This window comes from Streptomyces violaceoruber (assembly GCF_033406955.1).
GTDB classification, from domain to species: Bacteria; Actinomycetota; Actinomycetes; order Streptomycetales; family Streptomycetaceae; genus Streptomyces; species Streptomyces violaceoruber.
The window spans coordinates 3595501-3613363 of the sequence record NZ_CP137734.1 but is presented as its reverse complement, the minus strand read 5'-3'; the positions used below and the strand labels follow the sequence as shown (position 1 = coordinate 3613363).

General features: G+C 72.6%; 14 protein-coding genes. 8 read left to right on the top strand and 6 right to left on the bottom strand.

Going from position 1 to position 17863, the window contains the following annotated elements; translation table 11 throughout:
- Positions 1-21 precede the first annotated feature (21 nt).
- The 3 genes from R2E43_RS38995 (at position 22) to R2E43_RS15945 (ending at position 2301) form a co-directional block, all read left to right on the top strand.
- Positions 22-123 (top strand): putative leader peptide, encoded by a 102-nt coding sequence (locus R2E43_RS38995; RefSeq protein WP_309546884.1) that lies wholly within the window; start codon positions 22-24, stop codon positions 121-123.
- A 72-nt stretch (positions 124-195) separates the two neighbouring features.
- Positions 196-1518, top strand: a complete 1323-nt coding sequence (locus tag R2E43_RS15950) for a dicarboxylate/amino acid:cation symporter (protein ID WP_003974451.1) — start codon at positions 196-198, stop codon at positions 1516-1518.
- Positions 1519-1578: 60 nt separating this feature from the next.
- Complete coding sequence (locus R2E43_RS15945; protein ID WP_332056296.1) at positions 1579-2301, top strand: TetR/AcrR family transcriptional regulator; 723 nt, start codon at positions 1579-1581, stop codon at positions 2299-2301.
- Here R2E43_RS15945 and R2E43_RS15940 read toward each other — a convergent pair.
- Entirely contained in the window at positions 2286-3161 is an 876-nt protein-coding gene (locus R2E43_RS15940; protein ID WP_332056295.1) for a MaoC/PaaZ C-terminal domain-containing protein, read from the bottom strand. The two genes, R2E43_RS15945 and R2E43_RS15940, sit on opposite strands and share 16 nt — an antisense overlap.
- Entirely contained in the window at positions 3161-4453 is a 1293-nt protein-coding gene (locus R2E43_RS15935; protein WP_011029697.1) for a 3-oxoacyl-ACP reductase, read from the bottom strand. Before R2E43_RS15935 ends, R2E43_RS15940 begins: the two co-directional genes overlap by 1 nt.
- Before the next feature lie 162 nt (positions 4454-4615).
- Here R2E43_RS15935 and R2E43_RS15930 point away from each other — a divergent pair, with 162 nt between their 5' ends.
- Both R2E43_RS15930 and R2E43_RS15925 read left to right on the top strand, forming a co-directional pair.
- The gene (locus R2E43_RS15930; RefSeq protein WP_003974447.1) at positions 4616-5902 is read left to right on the top strand and encodes an acetyl-CoA C-acetyltransferase; all 1287 of its coding nucleotides are present in this window, start codon (positions 4616-4618) and stop codon (positions 5900-5902) included.
- Positions 5903-6125: 223 nt separating this feature from the next.
- On the top strand, positions 6126-8054 hold the full coding sequence (locus R2E43_RS15925) for an AMP-dependent synthetase/ligase (protein WP_319129440.1): 1929 nt from the start codon (positions 6126-6128) through the stop codon (positions 8052-8054).
- A 24-nt stretch (positions 8055-8078) separates the two neighbouring features.
- Here the strand turns inward: R2E43_RS15925 and R2E43_RS15920 are convergent, their stop codons facing one another.
- Both R2E43_RS15920 and R2E43_RS15915 read right to left on the bottom strand, forming a co-directional pair.
- Positions 8079-8723: a class I SAM-dependent DNA methyltransferase gene (locus R2E43_RS15920; protein WP_003974444.1), complete on the bottom strand. Its 645-nt coding sequence runs from the start codon at positions 8721-8723 to the stop codon at positions 8079-8081.
- A gap of 121 nt (positions 8724-8844) precedes the next feature.
- Positions 8845-9048 (bottom strand): cold-shock protein, encoded by a 204-nt coding sequence (locus R2E43_RS15915; RefSeq protein ID WP_003974443.1) that lies wholly within the window; start codon positions 9046-9048, stop codon positions 8845-8847.
- A gap of 292 nt (positions 9049-9340) precedes the next feature.
- Here R2E43_RS15915 and R2E43_RS15910 point away from each other — a divergent pair, with 292 nt between their 5' ends.
- Positions 9341-10189 carry a menaquinone biosynthetic enzyme MqnA/MqnD family protein gene (locus R2E43_RS15910; RefSeq protein WP_003974442.1) on the top strand — a complete coding sequence of 283 codons (849 nt, stop codon included), beginning with the start codon at positions 9341-9343 and terminating at the stop codon, positions 10187-10189.
- A 75-nt stretch (positions 10190-10264) separates the two neighbouring features.
- The gene (locus R2E43_RS15905; protein ID WP_106517096.1) at positions 10265-12025 is read left to right on the top strand and encodes a serine/threonine-protein kinase; all 1761 of its coding nucleotides are present in this window, start codon (positions 10265-10267) and stop codon (positions 12023-12025) included.
- Between the two features lie 60 nt (positions 12026-12085).
- Here R2E43_RS15905 and R2E43_RS15900 read toward each other — a convergent pair whose 3' ends face one another.
- Positions 12086-16663, bottom strand: coding sequence for an FtsK/SpoIIIE domain-containing protein (locus R2E43_RS15900; protein ID WP_106517083.1), 4578 nt, complete (start codon positions 16661-16663; stop codon positions 12086-12088).
- 285 nt (positions 16664-16948) lie between these two features.
- Between R2E43_RS15900 and R2E43_RS15895 the strand changes: the two genes are divergently transcribed.
- The gene (locus R2E43_RS15895) at positions 16949-17251 is read left to right on the top strand and encodes a WXG100 family type VII secretion target (protein WP_016326975.1); all 303 of its coding nucleotides are present in this window, start codon (positions 16949-16951) and stop codon (positions 17249-17251) included.
- A 33-nt stretch (positions 17252-17284) separates the two neighbouring features.
- On the opposite strand, the gene R2E43_RS15890 is transcribed toward R2E43_RS15895, so the two are convergent.
- Positions 17285-17692, bottom strand: coding sequence for a hypothetical protein (locus tag R2E43_RS15890; RefSeq protein WP_189284513.1), 408 nt, complete (start codon positions 17690-17692; stop codon positions 17285-17287).
- Positions 17693-17863 lie beyond the last annotated feature (171 nt).

Below are 17863 nucleotides of genomic sequence, written 5' to 3'. Positions count from 1 at the left end.
ATGGGTGTTAAAGTCGTGTGCATGAAGCAAGCAGCCGCGCCCACCACACCACAGCGCCTCGCGCTCGTGGCGCGCCTGCACGTGGACCTCTGCCGGTGCGCGTCCGCGAACTGTCGCCCCTGACGTTCCCCCCTCACCAGTCGTCCCCACGTCAGCTCAGCGCGTCCCATCCCGCGTCCCGTCCCCCTACGGAGCATGTCCGTGTCTTCACCCTCTTCTTTCACGAAGTACCTGAAGGTGCCCTTCTGGGCCCAGATACTCGCCGGTCTCGTCCTCGGCGTCCTGCTGGGCTGGCTGGCCCGCAGCCAGGACATATCGTGGCTGGTCACCACCCTGGAGAAGGTCGGTGACACCTTCATCGGCCTGCTGAAGCTGGCCGTCGCACCGCTGGTCTTCTTCGCGATCCTGGTCTCGATCACCAACCTGCGGAAGGTCAACAACGCGGCCCGCCTGGCGTCCCGCACCCTCCTCTGGTTCATGATCACGTCGCTGATCGCGGTGGCCATCGGCCTCGTCATCGGCCTGGTCACCAACCCCGGCGCCGGCACCGGCCTCACCGCGGCCGACGGCGCCAAGCCCGAACACACCGGTTCCTGGATCGACTTCCTGACCGGCATCGTGCCGACCGACGTCATCACGCCGTTCACCGAACTGAACGTGCTGCAGATCGTCTTCATGGCCGCCGTCGCCGGTATCGCCGCCCTCCAGCTCGGCGAGAAGGCCCAGCCGATCCTGAACCTGAGCGAGTCGATCCTCGAACTCCTCCAGAAGGCCCTGTGGTGGGTCATCCGCCTCGCCCCGCTCGGCACCGTCGGCCTCATCGGCAAGGCCATCGCCACCTACGGCTGGGACCTCATCGGCAAGTACGCCACCTTCACCGCCGACATCTACGTCGGCTGCGCCCTCGTGATGTTCGTGGTCTACCCGACGCTGCTCGCCACCGTCGCCAAGGCCAGCCCGCTCCAGTTCTTCAAGGGCGCCTGGCCCGCCATCCAGCTGGCCTTCGTCTCCCGCTCCTCGGTCGGCACCATGCCGCTGACCCAGAAGGTCACCGAGCGCCTCGGCGTCCCGAAGGAGTACGCGTCCTTCGCCGTGCCGTTCGGCGCGACGACCAAGATGGACGGCTGCGCCGCGATCTACCCGGCGATCGCCGCGATCTTCGTCGCGCAGATCTTCGACATCCAGCTCGGGGTCGGCGACTACCTGCTGATCGCGTTCGTCTCGGTGGTCGGCTCCGCCGCCACGGCCGGCCTCACCGGCGCCACGGTCATGCTGACCCTGACCCTCTCCACCCTGGGCCTGCCCATGGAGGGCGTCGGCCTCCTCCTCGCCATCGACCCGATCCTGGACATGATGCGGACGGCGACGAACGTCGCGGGCCAAGCTCTCGTACCGGTGATCGTCTCGGCCCGCGAGGGGCTGCTCGACCGCAAGGCGTACGACGAGGCCCACGCCTCGCCGATCGACGAGCCGGAGCGGGAGAAGCAGGCGTCGGAGCCGGTTCCGGTCGCCGCCTGACCGTCGCGTCCTGGGCGCTGACGTCCTGAACACCGCCGCACGGACCGTACGCTGATTCGCATGGGTGCAGGGAAGACCAAGCGGATGCCGCGTGCGGTCCGTGAGCAGCAGATGCTGGACGCCGCCGTGAGCGTCTTCGGAAGGCGCGGGTACATGGCGGCGTCGATGGACGAGATCGCCGAACTGGCGGGCGTCTCCAAGCCGCTGGTGTACCTGTACCTGAACTCCAAGGACGACCTCTTCAGCGCCTGCGTCGACCGCGAGGCCCGCGCCCTCACCGAGGCGGTGCGGGCCGGCGTGCGTCCGGGACTGTCCGCCGACGGGCAACTCTGGTCGGGGCTGCGCGCGTTCTTCACGCACACCGCGCGGCACCCGGACGCCTGGCGGGTGCTGCACCTGCACGCCCGTACGCACGGTGAGCGGTTCGCCGCCGAGGTGGCGGCGATGCGCGAGGAGATCGTCGCCTTCGTGACGCAGCTGATCGCCGCCGCCGCGCGTGACGCGCACCGGGACCCGCACCTGGCCGAGGGCGAGGTCGCCGGGCTGGCCGAGGCGCTGGTCGGGGCCGCGGAGTCGCTCGCCGACTGGGCGGGCGCCACCGAGGGCGTCACCGCGAAGCAGGCGGCGGCGACCCTGATGAACTTCGCCTGGGCCGGTCTGGGCGACCTGATGGCCGGACGGCCGTGGTCCGCGCCGGAGGAGCCCGGACCGGAGGAACCCGGGCCGGCGGCGGAGCGCGCGCCGCAGGAGGAGCCCGCGTCGGTGGTTCAGGCCGCCGGGTAGGGTTCGACCTCCCCGGACAGGTGCAGCCGCCGTCCTCCGTCGCCGCCGCGCAGTTCGAACCGGCCGTCCCCGGCCCCGTACGCCACCGTCCCCGGCAGCAGCACGGGCGCCCGGAACTCCGTCCGCACCACGGCCGCGTCCGGCGTCCCGTGCTCGGCGAGGCAGCGGGCCACGGTCCACATGCCGTGCGCGATGGCCCGCGGGAAGCCGAACAGGCGGGCGGTGAGCGGGTGCAGGTGGATCGGGTTCCGGTCACCGGAGGCGGCACCGTAGCGGCGTCCGACGTCACCGGCGAGTTGCCACTCGGCGCGCACGGGGAGGGGGTCCCGCTCTCCCGAGGGGGGCTCCCCGGCGGGCGGCGGGGCGGTGGTGCGGTGCCGGGCCAGGTAGGTGCTGCGGGACTCCCAGACCAGGTCCGCCCCGGCGCGGACCTCCGTGACCACCGTCGCCTCGGTGCCGCGCCGGTGCGCCGCCAGCCCTTCGACGTGCACGGCGAGTTCGTACTCGGCGGTCGCGGGCATGGCGGCCCGGCGGGTGATGCCGATGGACGTGTGGACGAGGCCGAGCAGCGGCAGCGGGAAGCCCCGGCCGCTCATCAGGCGCATCGCCATCGGGAAGCCCAGCACATGCGGATAGGTCACGGGAAGCGCGTCCGCGCCGGTCGCGAACCCGCACACCCGCTCGTACGCGGCGAGCCGCGCGAGGTCGACGCGCAGGCCGGGCAGGACCAGCCTGGTGCGGGGGAAGTCCGCGTCCGGACGGGGGCGCTTGAGGGGTGACAGCAGCGCGCCGCGCGCGAGGAGCGGGGCCAGGGCGGGGACGCCGGTCAGGGTGCCGGGGGTCGGGGGCGCGGTGGTCATCAGGCCCCCAGCAGGCTCTGGCCGCAGACCCGTACGACCTGGCCGTTGACCGCGCCGGAGGCCGGGTGCGCGAGCCAGGCGGTCGTCTCGGCGACGTCGACGGGCAGTCCGCCCTGCGCGAGGGAGTTCATGCGGCGGCCGGCCTCGCGGATGAACAGGGGGACCGCCGCCGTCATCCTCGTCTCGATGAACCCCGGCGCCACCGCGTTCACCGTCACCCCGTGTCCGGCCAGGGCGCGGGGCGCCAGCGAGCGGACCAGCCCGACGATCCCCGCCTTGCTCGCGCCGTAGTTGGTCTGCCCCGCGTTGCCCGCGAGGCCCGCGATGGAGGCCGTCGCCACGATCCGGCCGCCCCGGTTGACGGCGCCCGCCGCGAGCAGCGCGTCCGTGGTGCGCAGGACGCTCGCGAGGTTCACGTCGAGCACGGAACTCCAGCGGTCGGCGGGCATGTTGACCAGGCGCCGGTCGCGGGTGATGCCCGCGTTGTGGACGAGGACGTCGAGCCCGCCGGGCAGCGCGGCGGCGATGCGCTCGCCCGCGTCCGCCGCGGTGATGTCCAGCGCGAGGGCGGTGCCCCCGAGGCGTTCGGCGGCCCGGCGTGCCGCCTCCTCGGCCTGCGGCACGTCCAGGACGACGACCTGGGCGCCCTGCCCGGCCAGCGTCTCGGCGACCGCCGCGCCGATGCCCCGCGCGGCGCCGGTGACCAGGGCGGTGCGTCCGGCCAGCGGCAGCGCCCAGTCGTCGGGGGCGGCGCCCCCGCCCGCCGCCCCGACCTCGATCACCTGGCCGCTGACGTAGGCGGAGGCGGGGGAGAGGAGGAAGCGGAGGGTGGACTCGGCGGGCGCCGCGTCGGTGAGCCGTACGAGGTTGACCGTCCTGCCCCGCCCGATCTCCTTGCCGAGCGAGCGCGTGAAGCCCTCCAACGCCTGCTGGACGGCGGCCTGGTGGTGGTCGGCCGGGTCGAGCGGGGCGCCGAGCACCACCACCCGGCCGCTCGCGGCGACGGACCGTACGACGGGGTGCAGCGCGGCGTGCACCTCGGCCAGCGCGTCGACGTCCCGTACGCCGGTGGCGTCGAGGACGACGGCGGCGGGGCGGCCGTCCTCGTCCCGGGGCAGGCCGGTGCGGGCCAGTACGGGCGCGAGGTCGAGGTCGGTCTTTCCGGCCGTGAGGTGCAGCAGACCGCCGTCGAGCGCGTCCCGCCGCAGGGCCGCGGGTTGCGGCAGTCCGAGCCGGCGGGTGAGGAAACGTCCGGGTGCGGTGCCGGTGAAGCTGAGATAGCGGTCGGCCATGTCTGTCTCCCAGGTGGCGGATGGGCGTCCCCCCGCGCGAGCGTGTTCGAGCGTGGGGGAGTGTCCAGAGGCCGGCGGTCGGGCTCGTGCCGCCCACTACTGCTTACTCTGGAGTAAGGTTACCGGAGGTAAGCCTATGTCACGGGTGAGGAGCAGGTCGAGATGAGCCCTCTGGCACCGCAGCCCCCACGCCGCGTGGCGGTCATCGGCGGCACGCGCGTCCCCTTCGCCCGCTCCGACGGGCCGTACGCCACCGCCGCCAACCAGGAGATGCTCACCGCCGCTCTCGACGGCCTGGTCGAGCGGTACGGGCTCCAGGAGCCAGGCGCCGTCGGCGAGTTCGTGGCCGGCGCGGTCCTCAAGCACAGCCGGGACTTCAACCTCGCCCGCGAGACGGTCCTCGGTTCGGCCCTCGACCCGCGCACCCCCGCCTACGACATCCAGCAGGCCTGCGGGACCGGCCTCCAGGCCGTGATCGCCGCCGCCAACAAGATCGCTCTCGGCCAGACCGAGTCGGCCGTCGCGGGCGGCGCCGACACCGCGAGCGACGCCCCGCTCGGCGTCAACGACCGCCTGCGCCGCATCCTGCTTCAGGCCCGCCGGGCGAAGACCACCGGCGGCAGGCTCAAGGCTTTGGCCAAGGTCCGCCCGGGACACCTCGTCCCCGACATCCCGCGCAACGCCGAGCCGCGCACCGGCCTGTCGATGGGCGAGCACGCCGCGGTGACCGCGCGGGCCTGGGGCATCACCCGTGAGGAGCAGGACGCGTTGGCCGCCGCGAGCCACCAGCGGCTGGCGGCGGCGTACGAACGCGGTCTCTTCCAGGACCTGGTGATCCCCTTCCGGGGCCTGGCCCGCGACCAGAACCTGCGCCCGGGCTCGACGGTGGAGAAACTGGCCGCGCTGAAGCCCGTGTTCGGGCTCGACGCCCCCGGCCCCACGATGACGGCGGGCAACTCCACGCCCCTGACGGACGGCGCCGCGACGGTGCTCCTGGCGAGCGAGGAGTGGGCCGAGGCCCGGGGCGTCGAACCCCTCGCGTACCTCACGGCGTACGAGACGGCGGCCGTGGACTTCGCCGGCGGGGACGTGGCCGGTGGTGAGGACGGCCTGCTGATGGCCCCGGCGTACGCGGTCCCGCGGATGCTGGAGCGGGCCGGGCTCGGGATCGCGGACTTCGACCTCGTCGAGATCCACGAGGCGTTCGCGTCCCAGGTGCTGGCCACGCTGGCCGCCTGGGAGAAGCGCGGCCTGGCCCCGGTGGACCGGGCCCGCCTGAACGTGGCAGGCTCCTCCCTCGCCACCGGACACCCCTTCGCGGCGACCGGCGCCCGCATCGTGGCGACCCTGGCCACGCTGCTCGCCGAGCGGGAGGGGCCGGGGCGCGGCCTGATCTCGATCTGCGCGGCGGGCGGCCAGGGCGTCACCGCCATACTGGAACGAACGTGACTTACCCTCAGGTAACCCCCAACACTGCACACGTCCGGCGCGGGAAGATCGTGGAACGCGCACCAAGTCCCCACCTGGGCGCCGTACGATCCCGGGACTGACCGTCGGTAACCCATGTCCGCGGAACCGGCGATGAACGCCTCGGCGCGCGAGGCACGTACGTCATGCAGCAGAGCAGCGACAGCAGAAGCAGTGTCTTTGCTGCACGTCCCAGGAGCCGCCCGTGTCCACCCCGCTTCCGTCCTTCGCCGCATCCGCCGCCTACGCCGACTCGCCCGGCCCCACCCTGGTGGCGCCCGAGAAGCGGATGCTGGACGGGGCCGTACGGGAGGCGTACGTACCGCCGTTCGCGCCGCCGGTGCGCCGCGGGTCCCTCGCCGACCTGCCCTTCGACAACGCGGCGGCCGTCCCGGGCCAGGTCGTCCTCAGCCGCAGGTCGCCGGAGGGCGACTGGTCCGACGTGACGGCCGCCGAGTTCGCCGGGCAGGTGCTGGCCGTGGCCAAGGGCATGATCGCCGAAGGGCTGGTGCCGGGCGACCGCATCGCGATCATGGCCCGGACGACGTACGAGTGGACGCTGCTGGACTTCGCCGCATGGGCGGCGGGACTGGTCACCGTCCCGATCTACCCCACCTCCTCGCTCTTCCAGACCCGCTGGATCCTCCAGGACTCCGGCGCCGTCACCCTGGTCACCGAGACCACCGCGCAGGCCGCGGCGCTCGGCCCCGAGCTGGACCGCATCCCCGACCTGGGGCACCTGTGGGTCATGGAGAAGGGCCACGTGGAGCGGCTCGCGGAGCTGGGCGCGCGGGTGCCGGACGCGGAGGTGGAGGTGCGCCGCGGCATGCTCGGCCCTGGCACACTGGCCACCCTCATCTACACCTCCGGCACCACCGGCCGCCCCAAGGGCTGCGTGCTCACCCACGGCAACTTCTTCGCCGAGGTCGACAACGCCATCGAGCTGCTCTACCCCGTCTTCAAGGCGGAGACCGGCGAGGAGCCCTCGATCCTGCTCTTCCTGCCGATGTCCCACGTCTTCGGCCGCATGGTCGCCGTCGCCTGCGTCCGTGCCCGGGTCCGCCTCGGCCACGCGCCCAGCCTGAAACCCGAGGACCTGCTCCCCGACCTGGCGGCCTTCCGCCCGACCTGCCTGCTGACCATCCCGTACATGCTGGAGAAGGTCTTCAACAGCGCCCGCGCCAAGGCCGAGTCCGGCGGCCGGGCCGCCGTCTTCGACCGGGCCGTCTCGGTGGCGGTGCGCTACGGCGAGGCCAAGGAGGCCCGCCAGACCGGCACCGGTGGCGGCCCCGGCCGCGGCCTGAAGACCGCCCGCTCCTTCTACGACCCGCTCGTCTACCGGAAGATCCGCAACGCCATGGGCGGCCGGGTCAAGTACGCCATCTGCGGCGGCTCCCCGCTCGGCCGCCGCCTGGCCGCCTTCTACGCCGGCGCCGGCATCGAGATCTTCGAGGGCTACGGCCTCACCGAGACCACCGCCGCGGCCACCGTCACGCCCCCGCTCAAGCCGCGCCTCGGCACGGTCGGCTGGCCGCTGCCCGGCACCCGCATCCGCATCGCCGCCGACGGCGAGATCCTCGTCGCCGGGGAGCAGGTCCTGCACGGCTACTGGGACCCGCAGGCCGGGGGCGTCGTCCAGGCCGCACCCGACGGCTGGTTCGCCACCGGTGACATCGGCAGCCTGGACGACGAGGGCTATCTGACGATCACCGGCCGCAAGAAGGAGCTGCTGATCACCGCGGGCGGCAAGAGCGTCGCCCCGGCCCCGCTGGAGAACTGGCTGCGCTCCCACCCCCTGATCTCCCAGTGCATCGTGCTGGGCGACCGCCGGCCCTACGTCTCCGCCCTGTTCACCCTCGACCCGGACGGCGTCACCCACTGGCGCCGGATGAACGGCAAGCACCCGGTGCCGCCGGAGCTGCTGGTGGACGACGAGGAGGTCCGCGCGGTGCTCCAGCGCGCCGTCGACGAGGCCAACAAACTGGTCTCCCGCCCGGAGTCCATCCGCCGCTTCGCCGTCCTGCCCCGGGACTTCACCGAGTGGGAGGGCCACCTGACCCCCTCCATGAAGCTCCGCCGCGAGGTGATCATGCGGGACTTCGCGGGGGCGGTGGAGGGGCTGTACGAGGGGTAGGACGGCTCCGGCGGTCGGCGGTGGTCAGCGGCGGGCGATGAGGAACGCCTGCGGGACCTGCGCGACGGTGGTCTCCTCGGTGATCCGCACCGTCCGGGACAGCACGGTGAACCCGGCCCGCTCCAGCAGCTCCGCCATCGGCTCCGGCCGCCGCCGTTCGAAGTCCAGGGCGACCGGGTGGCCCCACGGGCGGTCGTGGTGGCGGGGCTCGTCGCCGACCTGGAAGCCGAGCAGCAGGTGCCCGCCCGGGGCCAGTACGCGCCGCACCTCGCCGAAGAGGTCCGGCAGCCGCTCCCACGGTGTGTGGATCGACGAGTACCAGGACACCGCCCCCGCGAGGGCGCCGTCCGGCAGGTCGAGGTCCAGCATGGACCCCTGCTCGAACCGCAGCCCCGGGTTCTCGCGGCGCGCGATCGCGAGCATCGAGGAGGACAGGTCGAGGCCGAAGACCCGCAGGCCCAGCGAGGCCAGGTGCGCGGTGACCAGACCGGGCCCGCAGCCGAGGTCGGCCACCTGCCCCTCCGGCCCGACCAGCTCGGCGAAGGCGCCCATCAGCGCCCGGTCGAGCGGGGCGTCGTCGAGCACGGTGCGGAAGCGGGCGTGGTAGTCCTCGGCGACGGCGTCGTAGAAGGTCCGGGTGGTGGCCACGAAGGCGGGGTCGACGGTCATGGGCGGACCCTAGTGGCAGCCACTGACAGCCGGGCCCCGGGGCGGAACGCACCGAGGATTCGCAAAAGGCAGGAGCCCCGTCGCCGAAACCGGCGCGGGGCTCCTTGGGTACTGCTGTCAATCAGACAGGAGTGACATTCTCCGCCTGCGGACCCTTGGGGCCCTGCGTGACGTCGAAGGACACCTGCTGGTTCTCCTCGAGGGAACGGAATCCCTGAGCGTTGATCGCGGAGTAGTGGACGAAGACGTCCGGGCCGCCGCCTTCCTGGGCGATGAAACCAAAGCCCTTTTCGGCGTTGAACCACTTCACGGTTCCGGTAGCCATAAGCCCTCCTTGGGCCCAAAGGGTTGCCCTGCTCCAGAACCAGCAAGTGTGAAGACTTTGAATGTCGCACAACTGCATACGTCTGAGAACGACGAGAGCCCGCGGTCACATGCTCCGCAGGCTCTGTACTGCAAGGGAAACCAAACTGCAACTTGCTGTGAGCCTAGCACGCAGGCCCCCGAGCGCAACAGAGGTCAAGATCACTTCACCCGGACGTTTGAACACCTGCGCCGTTCGGCTGACGCCGGGGGTCGGCGAGGGGCGGTTCCCGGGGGAGGGCTAGCCTCGCGATGTGGACAATTCTCGCACCCGGCCGCGTGTCGGCCACATCCAGTTCCTGAACTGCCTGCCCCTGTACTGGGGGCTCGCGAGAACAGGCACGCTCCTCGACTTCGAGCTGACGAAGGACACCCCGGAGAAGCTCAGCGAGCAGCTGGTGCGCGGTGATCTCGACATCGGTCCCGTCACCCTGGTCGAATTCCTCAAGAACGCCGACGACCTCGTCGCCTTCCCCGACATCGCCGTCGGCTGCGACGGCCCCGTGATGTCGTGCGTGATCGTCTCCCAGGTCCCGCTGGACCGCCTGGACGGCGCCCGGGTGGCCCTCGGGTCGACCTCGCGCACCTCCGTACGCCTCGCCCAGCTCCTGCTGTCGGAGCGCTTCGGCGTCCAGCCGGACTACTACACCTGCCCGCCGGACCTGAGCCTGATGATGCAGGAGGCCGACGCGGCCGTCCTCATCGGGGACGCGGCCCTGCGCGCCAACATGATCGACGGCCCGCGCTACGGCCTCGACGTGCACGACCTGGGCGCCCTGTGGAAGGAGTGGACGGGTCTGCCGTTCGTCTTCGCGGTCTGGGCGGCCCGGCGCGACTACGCGGAGCGCGAGCCGGTCATCACCCGCAAGGTGCACGAGGCCTTCCTCGCCTCCCGCAACCTCTCCCTGGAGGAGGTGGAGAAGGTCGCGGAGCAGGCCGCCCGCTGGGAGGCCTTCGACGAGGACACCCTGGCGAAGTACTTCACCACCCTCGACTTCCGCTTCGGCGCCCCGCAGCTGGAGGCGGTCACGGAGTTCGCCCGCCGCGTCGGCCCCACCACGGGCTTCCCGGCGGACGTGAAGGTCGAGCTGCTCAAGCCCTGACACGGCCGGGGCGTCGCCGCGGGCGGCCCACTACCCTGCTGACAGGTGTCGGCGTACGGGGGAGGGGTGGACGCCATGCGGCCGCTCGAGGACGACGAACCCACCGTCGTGGGGCCCTACCGGCTGCTCGGCCGGCTGGGCTCCGGCGGCATGGGCCGGGTCTACCTGGGCCGCAGCGCCGGCGGCCGCACGGTCGCGGTGAAGATCGTGCACCCGCACTTCGCGCTGGACGACGAGTTCCGGGCCCGGTTCCGGCGCGAGGTGGCCGCCGCGCGCCGGGTCGGCGGCGCCTGGACCGCACCCGTGCTGGACGCCGACCCCGAGGCGCGCGTGCCGTGGGTCGCCACGGCGTACGCGGCCGGTCCGTCCCTGACGGCGGCCGTCGCGGACGGCGGCCCGCTGCCCGCCCACTCGGTGCGGGCGCTCGGCGCGGGCCTCGGCGAGGCGCTGGCCGCGGTGCACGAGCTGGGGCTGGTCCACCGTGACGTGAAGCCGTCCAACGTCCTCCTCACCCTCGACGGCCCCCTCCTGATCGACTTCGGCATCGCCCGCGCCACCGGGGGCACCTCCCCGACGGAGTCTGGGGGAGGGACCGCCTCCCTGACCTCGACCGGGGTGTCCATCGGCTCCCCCGGCTACATGTCCCCCGAGCAGATCCTCGGCAAGGGCGTGACCGGCGCGGCGGACGTCTTCTCGCTGGGCGCCGTGCTGGCGTACGCGACGACGGGGCAGCCGCCCTTCCCGGGCGACTCCTCGGCCGCGCTCCTCTACAAGGTCGTCCACGAGGAGCCGAACCTCGACGGCCTGGACGACGGGGAGCTGCGCGAGCTGGTCGCCTCCTGCCTGGCCAAGGACCCGTCCGCCCGCCCGGCCCCCGCCGAGGTGGCCCGGCGCCTGGCCCCCGAGGGCGCGGCCCGCCTGGTGTCCGGCGGCTGGCTGCCGGGGGCGCTGGTGGAGCGGGTCAGCCGCAGCGCCGTACGGCTGCTGAACCTGGAGGCGGGGGAGTCGGCGACCGGGGCGTCGGGGCCCGTGGGGTTCAGCCGGCCGTCGGTCACGGCGGGGGGCGACGCCGGGGTGGCGACCCCGGCGTCCGGTGTCTTCGGCCCGCCCCCGGTGATGCCGGCGCCCACCTCGCCCTCGTACCCGCCCTCGCCGCCTGCCCCAGCCCCTGCCCCTTCTCCCGCCCTCCTGTCCGTCCCCGGCCCGAGGGATCCCGGGCCGCCGGACGACGACCCGGGCGCCGGGACGGGCACGACGCGCCCTCCGGGCAGGCTCGCCCTCTCCGTCGCGGCGACCTCGACGCAGGGCGCCCAGGGACGCGGCCGGCGGATCAGCTGCACCGTGGCACTGGCGGTGGCGGGCGCGCTGGCGGCGGTGACGGTGGGGTCGGTGTTCGTCCTGGACCTGCTGCCGGGCTCGGGCAACGACGCGAACAACGCGGGGGGCAACGAGGCCTCGCACGATCCCCCGGCCGCCACCCCCGGCGGGCTGCCCGCGCGCTACCTCGGCACCTGGGAGGGCCAGGCCGCCGCCCTGGACGGCAAGCTGCCGCTGGGCACCTTCCGGATCACCATCAAGCAGGCGAAGGCGGGCCAGGAACTGGGCAGGCTCCGCCAGACCGACGCGCTGGGCGGCGTCTGCGTCGACGTGATCACCCTCAAGAAGGTGACGGAGAAGCAGCTCGTCGCCGGGTCGGCCGGCGCCGAGGGCAACCACGACGGCTGCAACCCCGCGCCCACCACGGTCACCTTCACCCCGGTCGGAGACGACCTCGACTACGCGTCGAAGAGCGAGGAGTCGGGGCGGCCGACGGCACGGCTGTCGAAGGTCGGGTAGCGGGGCCGGGGGCCGGCAGGAGGTGCGCAGCGGGCCGGGGCCCCGCCCCCTTCCACCGGCTCAGCCCGGCACCACGACCGTGCGCAGCTCCCCGTCGCCCAGGTGCAGCATGCCCTTGCCCGGCGTGACCTGGCCGCCCACCATCTGGCGCGAGACGCGCAGCCCGATGAGGTCGCCGCTGGAGGACTCCTGCGGGGAGAGCAGGATGCCGCGGCGGGCCTTCTTGGCGTCGACCTGCCAGCCGGAGAAGCCGCTGCACACGTCCTCCTCGTCACCGGCGATGACGAGGGCGAGGCCGCGTTCGGCGCCCCGGGAGACGATCTTCTTCATCTGGCTCTCGGCGTCGCAGTCCTCGAGGATCTCGCCGTCGTCGACGAGCACGGCGATGGGCTCCTCCGGGCTCGCCCCGTCGATCAGCTCCTCGAACTCGTCCTCGTCGATGTCGTCCCCGGTGAAGACCTTCAGCACACCCTCCGCGCCGTCCAGTTGGCGCACCGGAGACTGGCGGGGCGCCGCCACGACCAGCCGGGTGCCCTGGGCGAGGAGCGACTGGGCGACGTTCATCAGCACGGTGGAGCGGCCCGACTTGGCCGGTCCCGCGATGACGAAGGACGGCACGCCGTCGGCGAGGTCGGGGCCGAAGCCGACGATCTCGTCGCCGCCGATGCCGATCAGCGCCCACAGCCTGGACCGGGACGCCTCCGGGTCGCGCATCTCCCAGGCCTCCGGGAAGGAGATCCGGCTGGGCAGGCTGTCGACGCGGAACGGACGCCGGGCGCGCGGGACGCCGGCGTCGCGCGCCGCGGCGGCCTCCCCGATCGCGGTGATCGCCGCGGCCTGGCCCTGACCGGTGGTGTCCTCGGAGAGCAGCGCGAACTGCGTCTCCGTACCGGCCTCGTTGCGGAAGGCGCGGCCCGGCGGGATCTCCTCGGGCACCTTGCGGGACGGGATGCCGAGCGAGGCGAAGTCGCTGCGGTCGGCCAGGCGCAGACCGTACTTGTCCTCGGTGAGGGTCGCGATGCGGCCCACGAGCAGCGTGCGGTCGCCGGTCAGGATCAGGTGGATGCCGACGCTGGCACCCTCGCGCATCATCGTCTGCAACTCGTCGGTCAGCGAGCCGTGGTCGACCTCGCCGAGGGTGGGCACCCACCCCTCCCAGCGGTCCAGCAGGACGACGATGTGCGGCAGCCGCTCGCTCTCCTCCACCGAGGCCCGCTGCTCACCGATGTCCGCGAACCCCGAATCGGCCAGCAGGTCCTGGCGGCGCGACAGTTCGCCCTTGAGCCGGTTGACCAGCCGGACGACCCGCTCGGTCTGGTTGCGGCCCACGACCGCGCCGCAGTGCGGCAGCCGGGTCAGCGCGTTGAGGGCGCCGTTGCCGCAGTCGATGCCGTAGAGGTGGACGTCGGCGGTGGAGTGGGTGCGGGCCAGCGAGCCCGCGATGGTGCGCAGCACCTGGGAACGGCCGCTGCGCGGAGCACCGCCGATCATCAGGTGCCCGAAGCTCGCGAAGTCGACGACGACCGGGCGGCGGGCCTGGTCGGAGGGCAGGTCCTCGATGCCGTACGGGGCCGGCGGCAGCTTGCCCGGTGCGGCGCCGGCGAGGGCCGGGACCTCGATCTCGTCCAGCAGCAGCTTCTCGTCCAGCGCGGGCAGCCACGGGCTGTGCTGGGCCGGGATGCCCATCGACCGGTTGGCGTCGCGCACCGCGTCCACCAGCACCTTGAGGTCGGTGATCTCGTCGTCCTCGCGGGACTCGGTCTTCGGCTTGGTCAGCGCCGCCCGGCCCAGCTCCTCCCAGCCCAGCGGCCCGACCCAGGGCGCGAGCGCGGCGGGATCGGCGGCACCGGGCCGACGGCCACCGACACGCCCCGACTGGAAGGGCACGAGGGAGGAGTGGCCGAGGCGTACGTAGGCGCGGCCCGGGGTGTTCTTGGAGATGTGCCCGGCCTCGGGCGAGTCGATGACATCGCTGGACTCGCCGCCGTCGGTCACGCGCAGGGCGATCCGGAGGTTGGTGTTGGCACGGATCTCGGGGGAGACCACACCACTGGGCCGCTGGGTGGCGAGCAGCAGGTGGATGCCGAGCGAACGTCCTCGCTGGGCGATGTTGACGAGTCCGGTCACGAAGTCGGGCAGGTCCCGCACCATGGAGGCGAACTCGTCGATGACGATGAGCAGCCGGGGCACCGGGGCGTGCGAGGGATCGCGCCTGACGAGATCCTGGTAGTCCTCGATGTCCTTGGCGTCCGCGGCGGCCAGGATGTGCTCGCGCCGCTTCAGCTCGGCCCCCAGCGACTCCAGCGCCCGCTCGACCAGGTGCGCGTCGAGGTCGGTCACCATGCCGACGGTGTGCGGCAGCTTCACGCAGTCCTTGAACGCGGAGCCGCCCTTGTAGTCGACGAGGACGAAGGTCATGTTCTCGGGCGTGTTCGCGACGGCGAGGGCGGCCACGATGGTCTGCAGCAGCTCGGACTTGCCGGAGCCGGTCGTACCGGCGATGAGGCCGTGCGGCCCGTCCTTGCGCATGTCGATGCCGAAGGGGCCGTCGTACGACTCGCCGATGACGGCCATCGTCGACTGCCCGCCCATCCGCCACCGCGCGCCGATCGCGTCGGCCGTCGGCGGCTCCAGTTGCAGCACGTCGAGCAGCCGGCTCGACCCGGGCAGCGCGGAGTCCTCGGTCTCGCCGCTGATGTCCCGCAGCGCGGACAGCGACCGCGCCAGCCGCAGGCACCAGGCGGGCGTGACGAAGTCGGGCCGTACGCCGGTGATCCGCTCGACCCCCGCCTCCTCGACCCGCAGCCGCAGCTTCTCGGCACGGGCCCGCTGCTCGGGCTCGGCCGGGGCGTTGGTGTGCCACGCCTGGAAGGACGGGAAGCCCCCCGCGACCTGCTGCGCGGGCCGGGCCTCCGCGTCCCGCTGCTGCCGCCCGCTCTCCTCGGCCCTGGGCTCGGCGACGACGAACGCCTGGCACTCACCCGGCAGGAACCGCTCCTCGGCGTCGATGCACACGGCGAACATCGACACCGCCGGCCCTTCACGCAGCAGCCGTACGACTCCGGGCAGCGACCGCAGCCGCCGCGAGCCGTCCCACACCACCACGATGTCCGGATCGGTGAAGCTGGAGCCCTGCGCTCCGCCGCCCTTCTGCTCCGCGGCCTTCTTGCGGGCGTCGAGGATCTGCGTCAGCTCGCCGATGCGGGCGCCGACGGTCTCGGCGTCGGTACCGATGAGGACGTTGACGTCCTGCCCCCCGGAGGGCCGGGAATGCGGCAGCCAGCGCACCCAGTCCCATTCGCTCTGGGCGGAGTTCTCGCTCAGCACGTAGAACTGCACGTCCATCGGGCTGTGCAGCGCGGCGGTCTGTGCGACCGCCCACCGCCCCAGCGACCGGGCCGAGTCCCCGGGCCCCGCGATGCCGACGACCCCGAGGGTGCGCAGCGACAGCGCGACGGGCGCGTCCTCGATCTTCCAGGTGACCTGGCGCCGGTGGTCGTCCTGCTCGGGGTCGTCGAGCACGACCTCGGAGGGCAGTTGTCCGGTCCCCACCCGCAGCAGCAGGTGATCACGGTCGGTGCGCCGCCGCTCCCACAGCCGGGTCCGGGGCCCGGTCGCCACGGACAGCACGACCGCCGGATCGGGAATGGCCTGCCGCCGGTCGTCCCGCTCGGCGACCAGCGCGGCCTGCGCGTCCTTCTCGATCCGCGCCTTCTGCTCCTCGTACTCCTTGACCTGCTTGGCGTGGGACTTGCGCCCGTGCTTCTTGTCGTTGAAGTAGTTGGCGAACAGGAGGATCGGGCTGAGACCGGCCATGATCAGGTAGTACCAGCGCCCGAACACCATCACGGCGACCACGGCACCGACGAGCGGCGTCAACGCCATCAGCCAGGGCAGCGGCCGGGCCTCGTAGTCGCGGGGCGGTGAGGGCAGCCGGAAGTTGGTCTGCCGCTCGGCCGGCCGCAGCCGGGGCGGCCGGTTGTAGTCCAGCCCCACCCCGTCCTCGGACCACTTGAGTGCCGCGTTGGGCGGCGCGTACCGGGCCAGTTCGACGAGCGAGTTCCCGACCGCTATCTGCGCCCCGAGCGGCCAGTCGTCGCCGTCCCGTTCCTGGACGGACTCCCCGTCGAGGGTGACGCCCTCCTTGTCCGAGTGCACGGCGACCTTGCAGGTCCCGTCGGTGGCGACGGAGAGGGTCAGGGCACGGGCGTCGACCTCGGGGTCCTCGATCCGGACGTACGCGGCCGGCCCGCTGCCGATGTCGTACTTCCCCACCCCGAGCCGGTGCACGAACCCGGCACCGGGCCCGCCCACGACCCGCAACTCCACGAGCCCGGTGGGCTCACCGGGCAGGCACCCGGACGGGTCCTGCAGACTGACGACCGCGCCCTCGCGAAGCGGCGACCCGACGACGGTGGCGGACGGATCGACGGCGTACCCGTCGACGTAGACGAGCGGCGCACCGCCGGTACCCGCCTGGCCCTGATGCCCGATGGGGATGACCTGCGCGCCCGCGACCCCGACCTGCTTGGCCAGCTCCTCGGCGATGTCCCCGACGGTGGACTCGGGGTCCGCGTCGAGCACGACGTCGGCGGAGCCCCCGCCGTACGGATCCACGACGGTCAGAGTCAGTCGCACGCTTGTCCTCCCCAGGCGAGCCCCTGCGGCCGCTTCCACACCACGGCTCACAGTCCAGGCGACGATATCCGCTGGGTGTCGCGGTCCGGCAACAGGGCGGTGACCGGACGTTCCCGTTGGCAACGCAGGGATGTGACACCACTGGCCTCCCCCGTAAGCTGCTGCCTCAGAGCGGACGATCACACCGGTCGTGTCATACGACCGGCGTGACCGGTGCGCCGGTTCGATCCGCACACGAGGAGCCACGGGGGTTGGCCCTGCGGCGTTGTGAGAGGAAGCGGCTTCATGCCCAAAGACCTTGACATCACATATCAGGACATGCGGGATGCCGCCAAGCATGTCGTGAAGGAGAAGGAAAAGCTCCAGGAGAAGCTCGACGGCCTCCGCAAGTACATCGCGAACCTGGTCGAGTCGGGCTACGTCACGAAGTCGTCCTCCAAGGCCTTCGACGACAACTTCGACGAGTTCACCCGCGGCGCCAAGGACACCCTCGACGGCCTCGACGGCATGGGCGACTACCTCACCATGGCGGCCGACAAGTTCGAGCAGATCGACGACGAGCTGGCGAAGCAGGCGCGGAGCAAGTAGCGCTCCCAGGACGCCCGCCCGGCGCGTGCGACGTCACCGTCGTGCGCCGGGCGGGCGGACGCCGGGTGAACCTCGCCCGTCAGGGAGAGGCCTGCCGCCCGGCTGGCCCGACGACGCCCCGGCCGACGGGGGCGTCGGTCTGAACAGGCTCTTCCACAGCCACAGGTCTTCGACGGACAGGTCCTCCAGGTGATAGCTGTCCATCTCCATTTCCCGGCCTTCGGCATCGACGATCCTCGCCCGGGCGTGCATTCCGTAGAACGCCACGGAAGCACCGGGAGTCAGAACCTCGATGCGGTAGCAACCGCAAGCGTTCCTGACGACCAGCGGAGGCAGGGCATCGGGGCCGCGGTCGGCAGCGAAGGTCTCGACGCCCTCGCGAAGTGCGGGTGACAGAGAATCCGAAGGCACGATGTCGGGCCGGTCGGCAAGATGACGCATCGGGAACTCGCGCCAACGGGACAGGAAGTTCGCGGAACCTGCGCTCGTTGAAGGGGAGGCCCACGACGACGAGGCGGTGGCCTGTGACGATCAAATGCGTCCGAGAGCGTCTCTGGTCGGAGCGAGCCGGGTCCAGCTGCCAGGGCAGGGTGCGAGCGAGGGTGCCGGGCG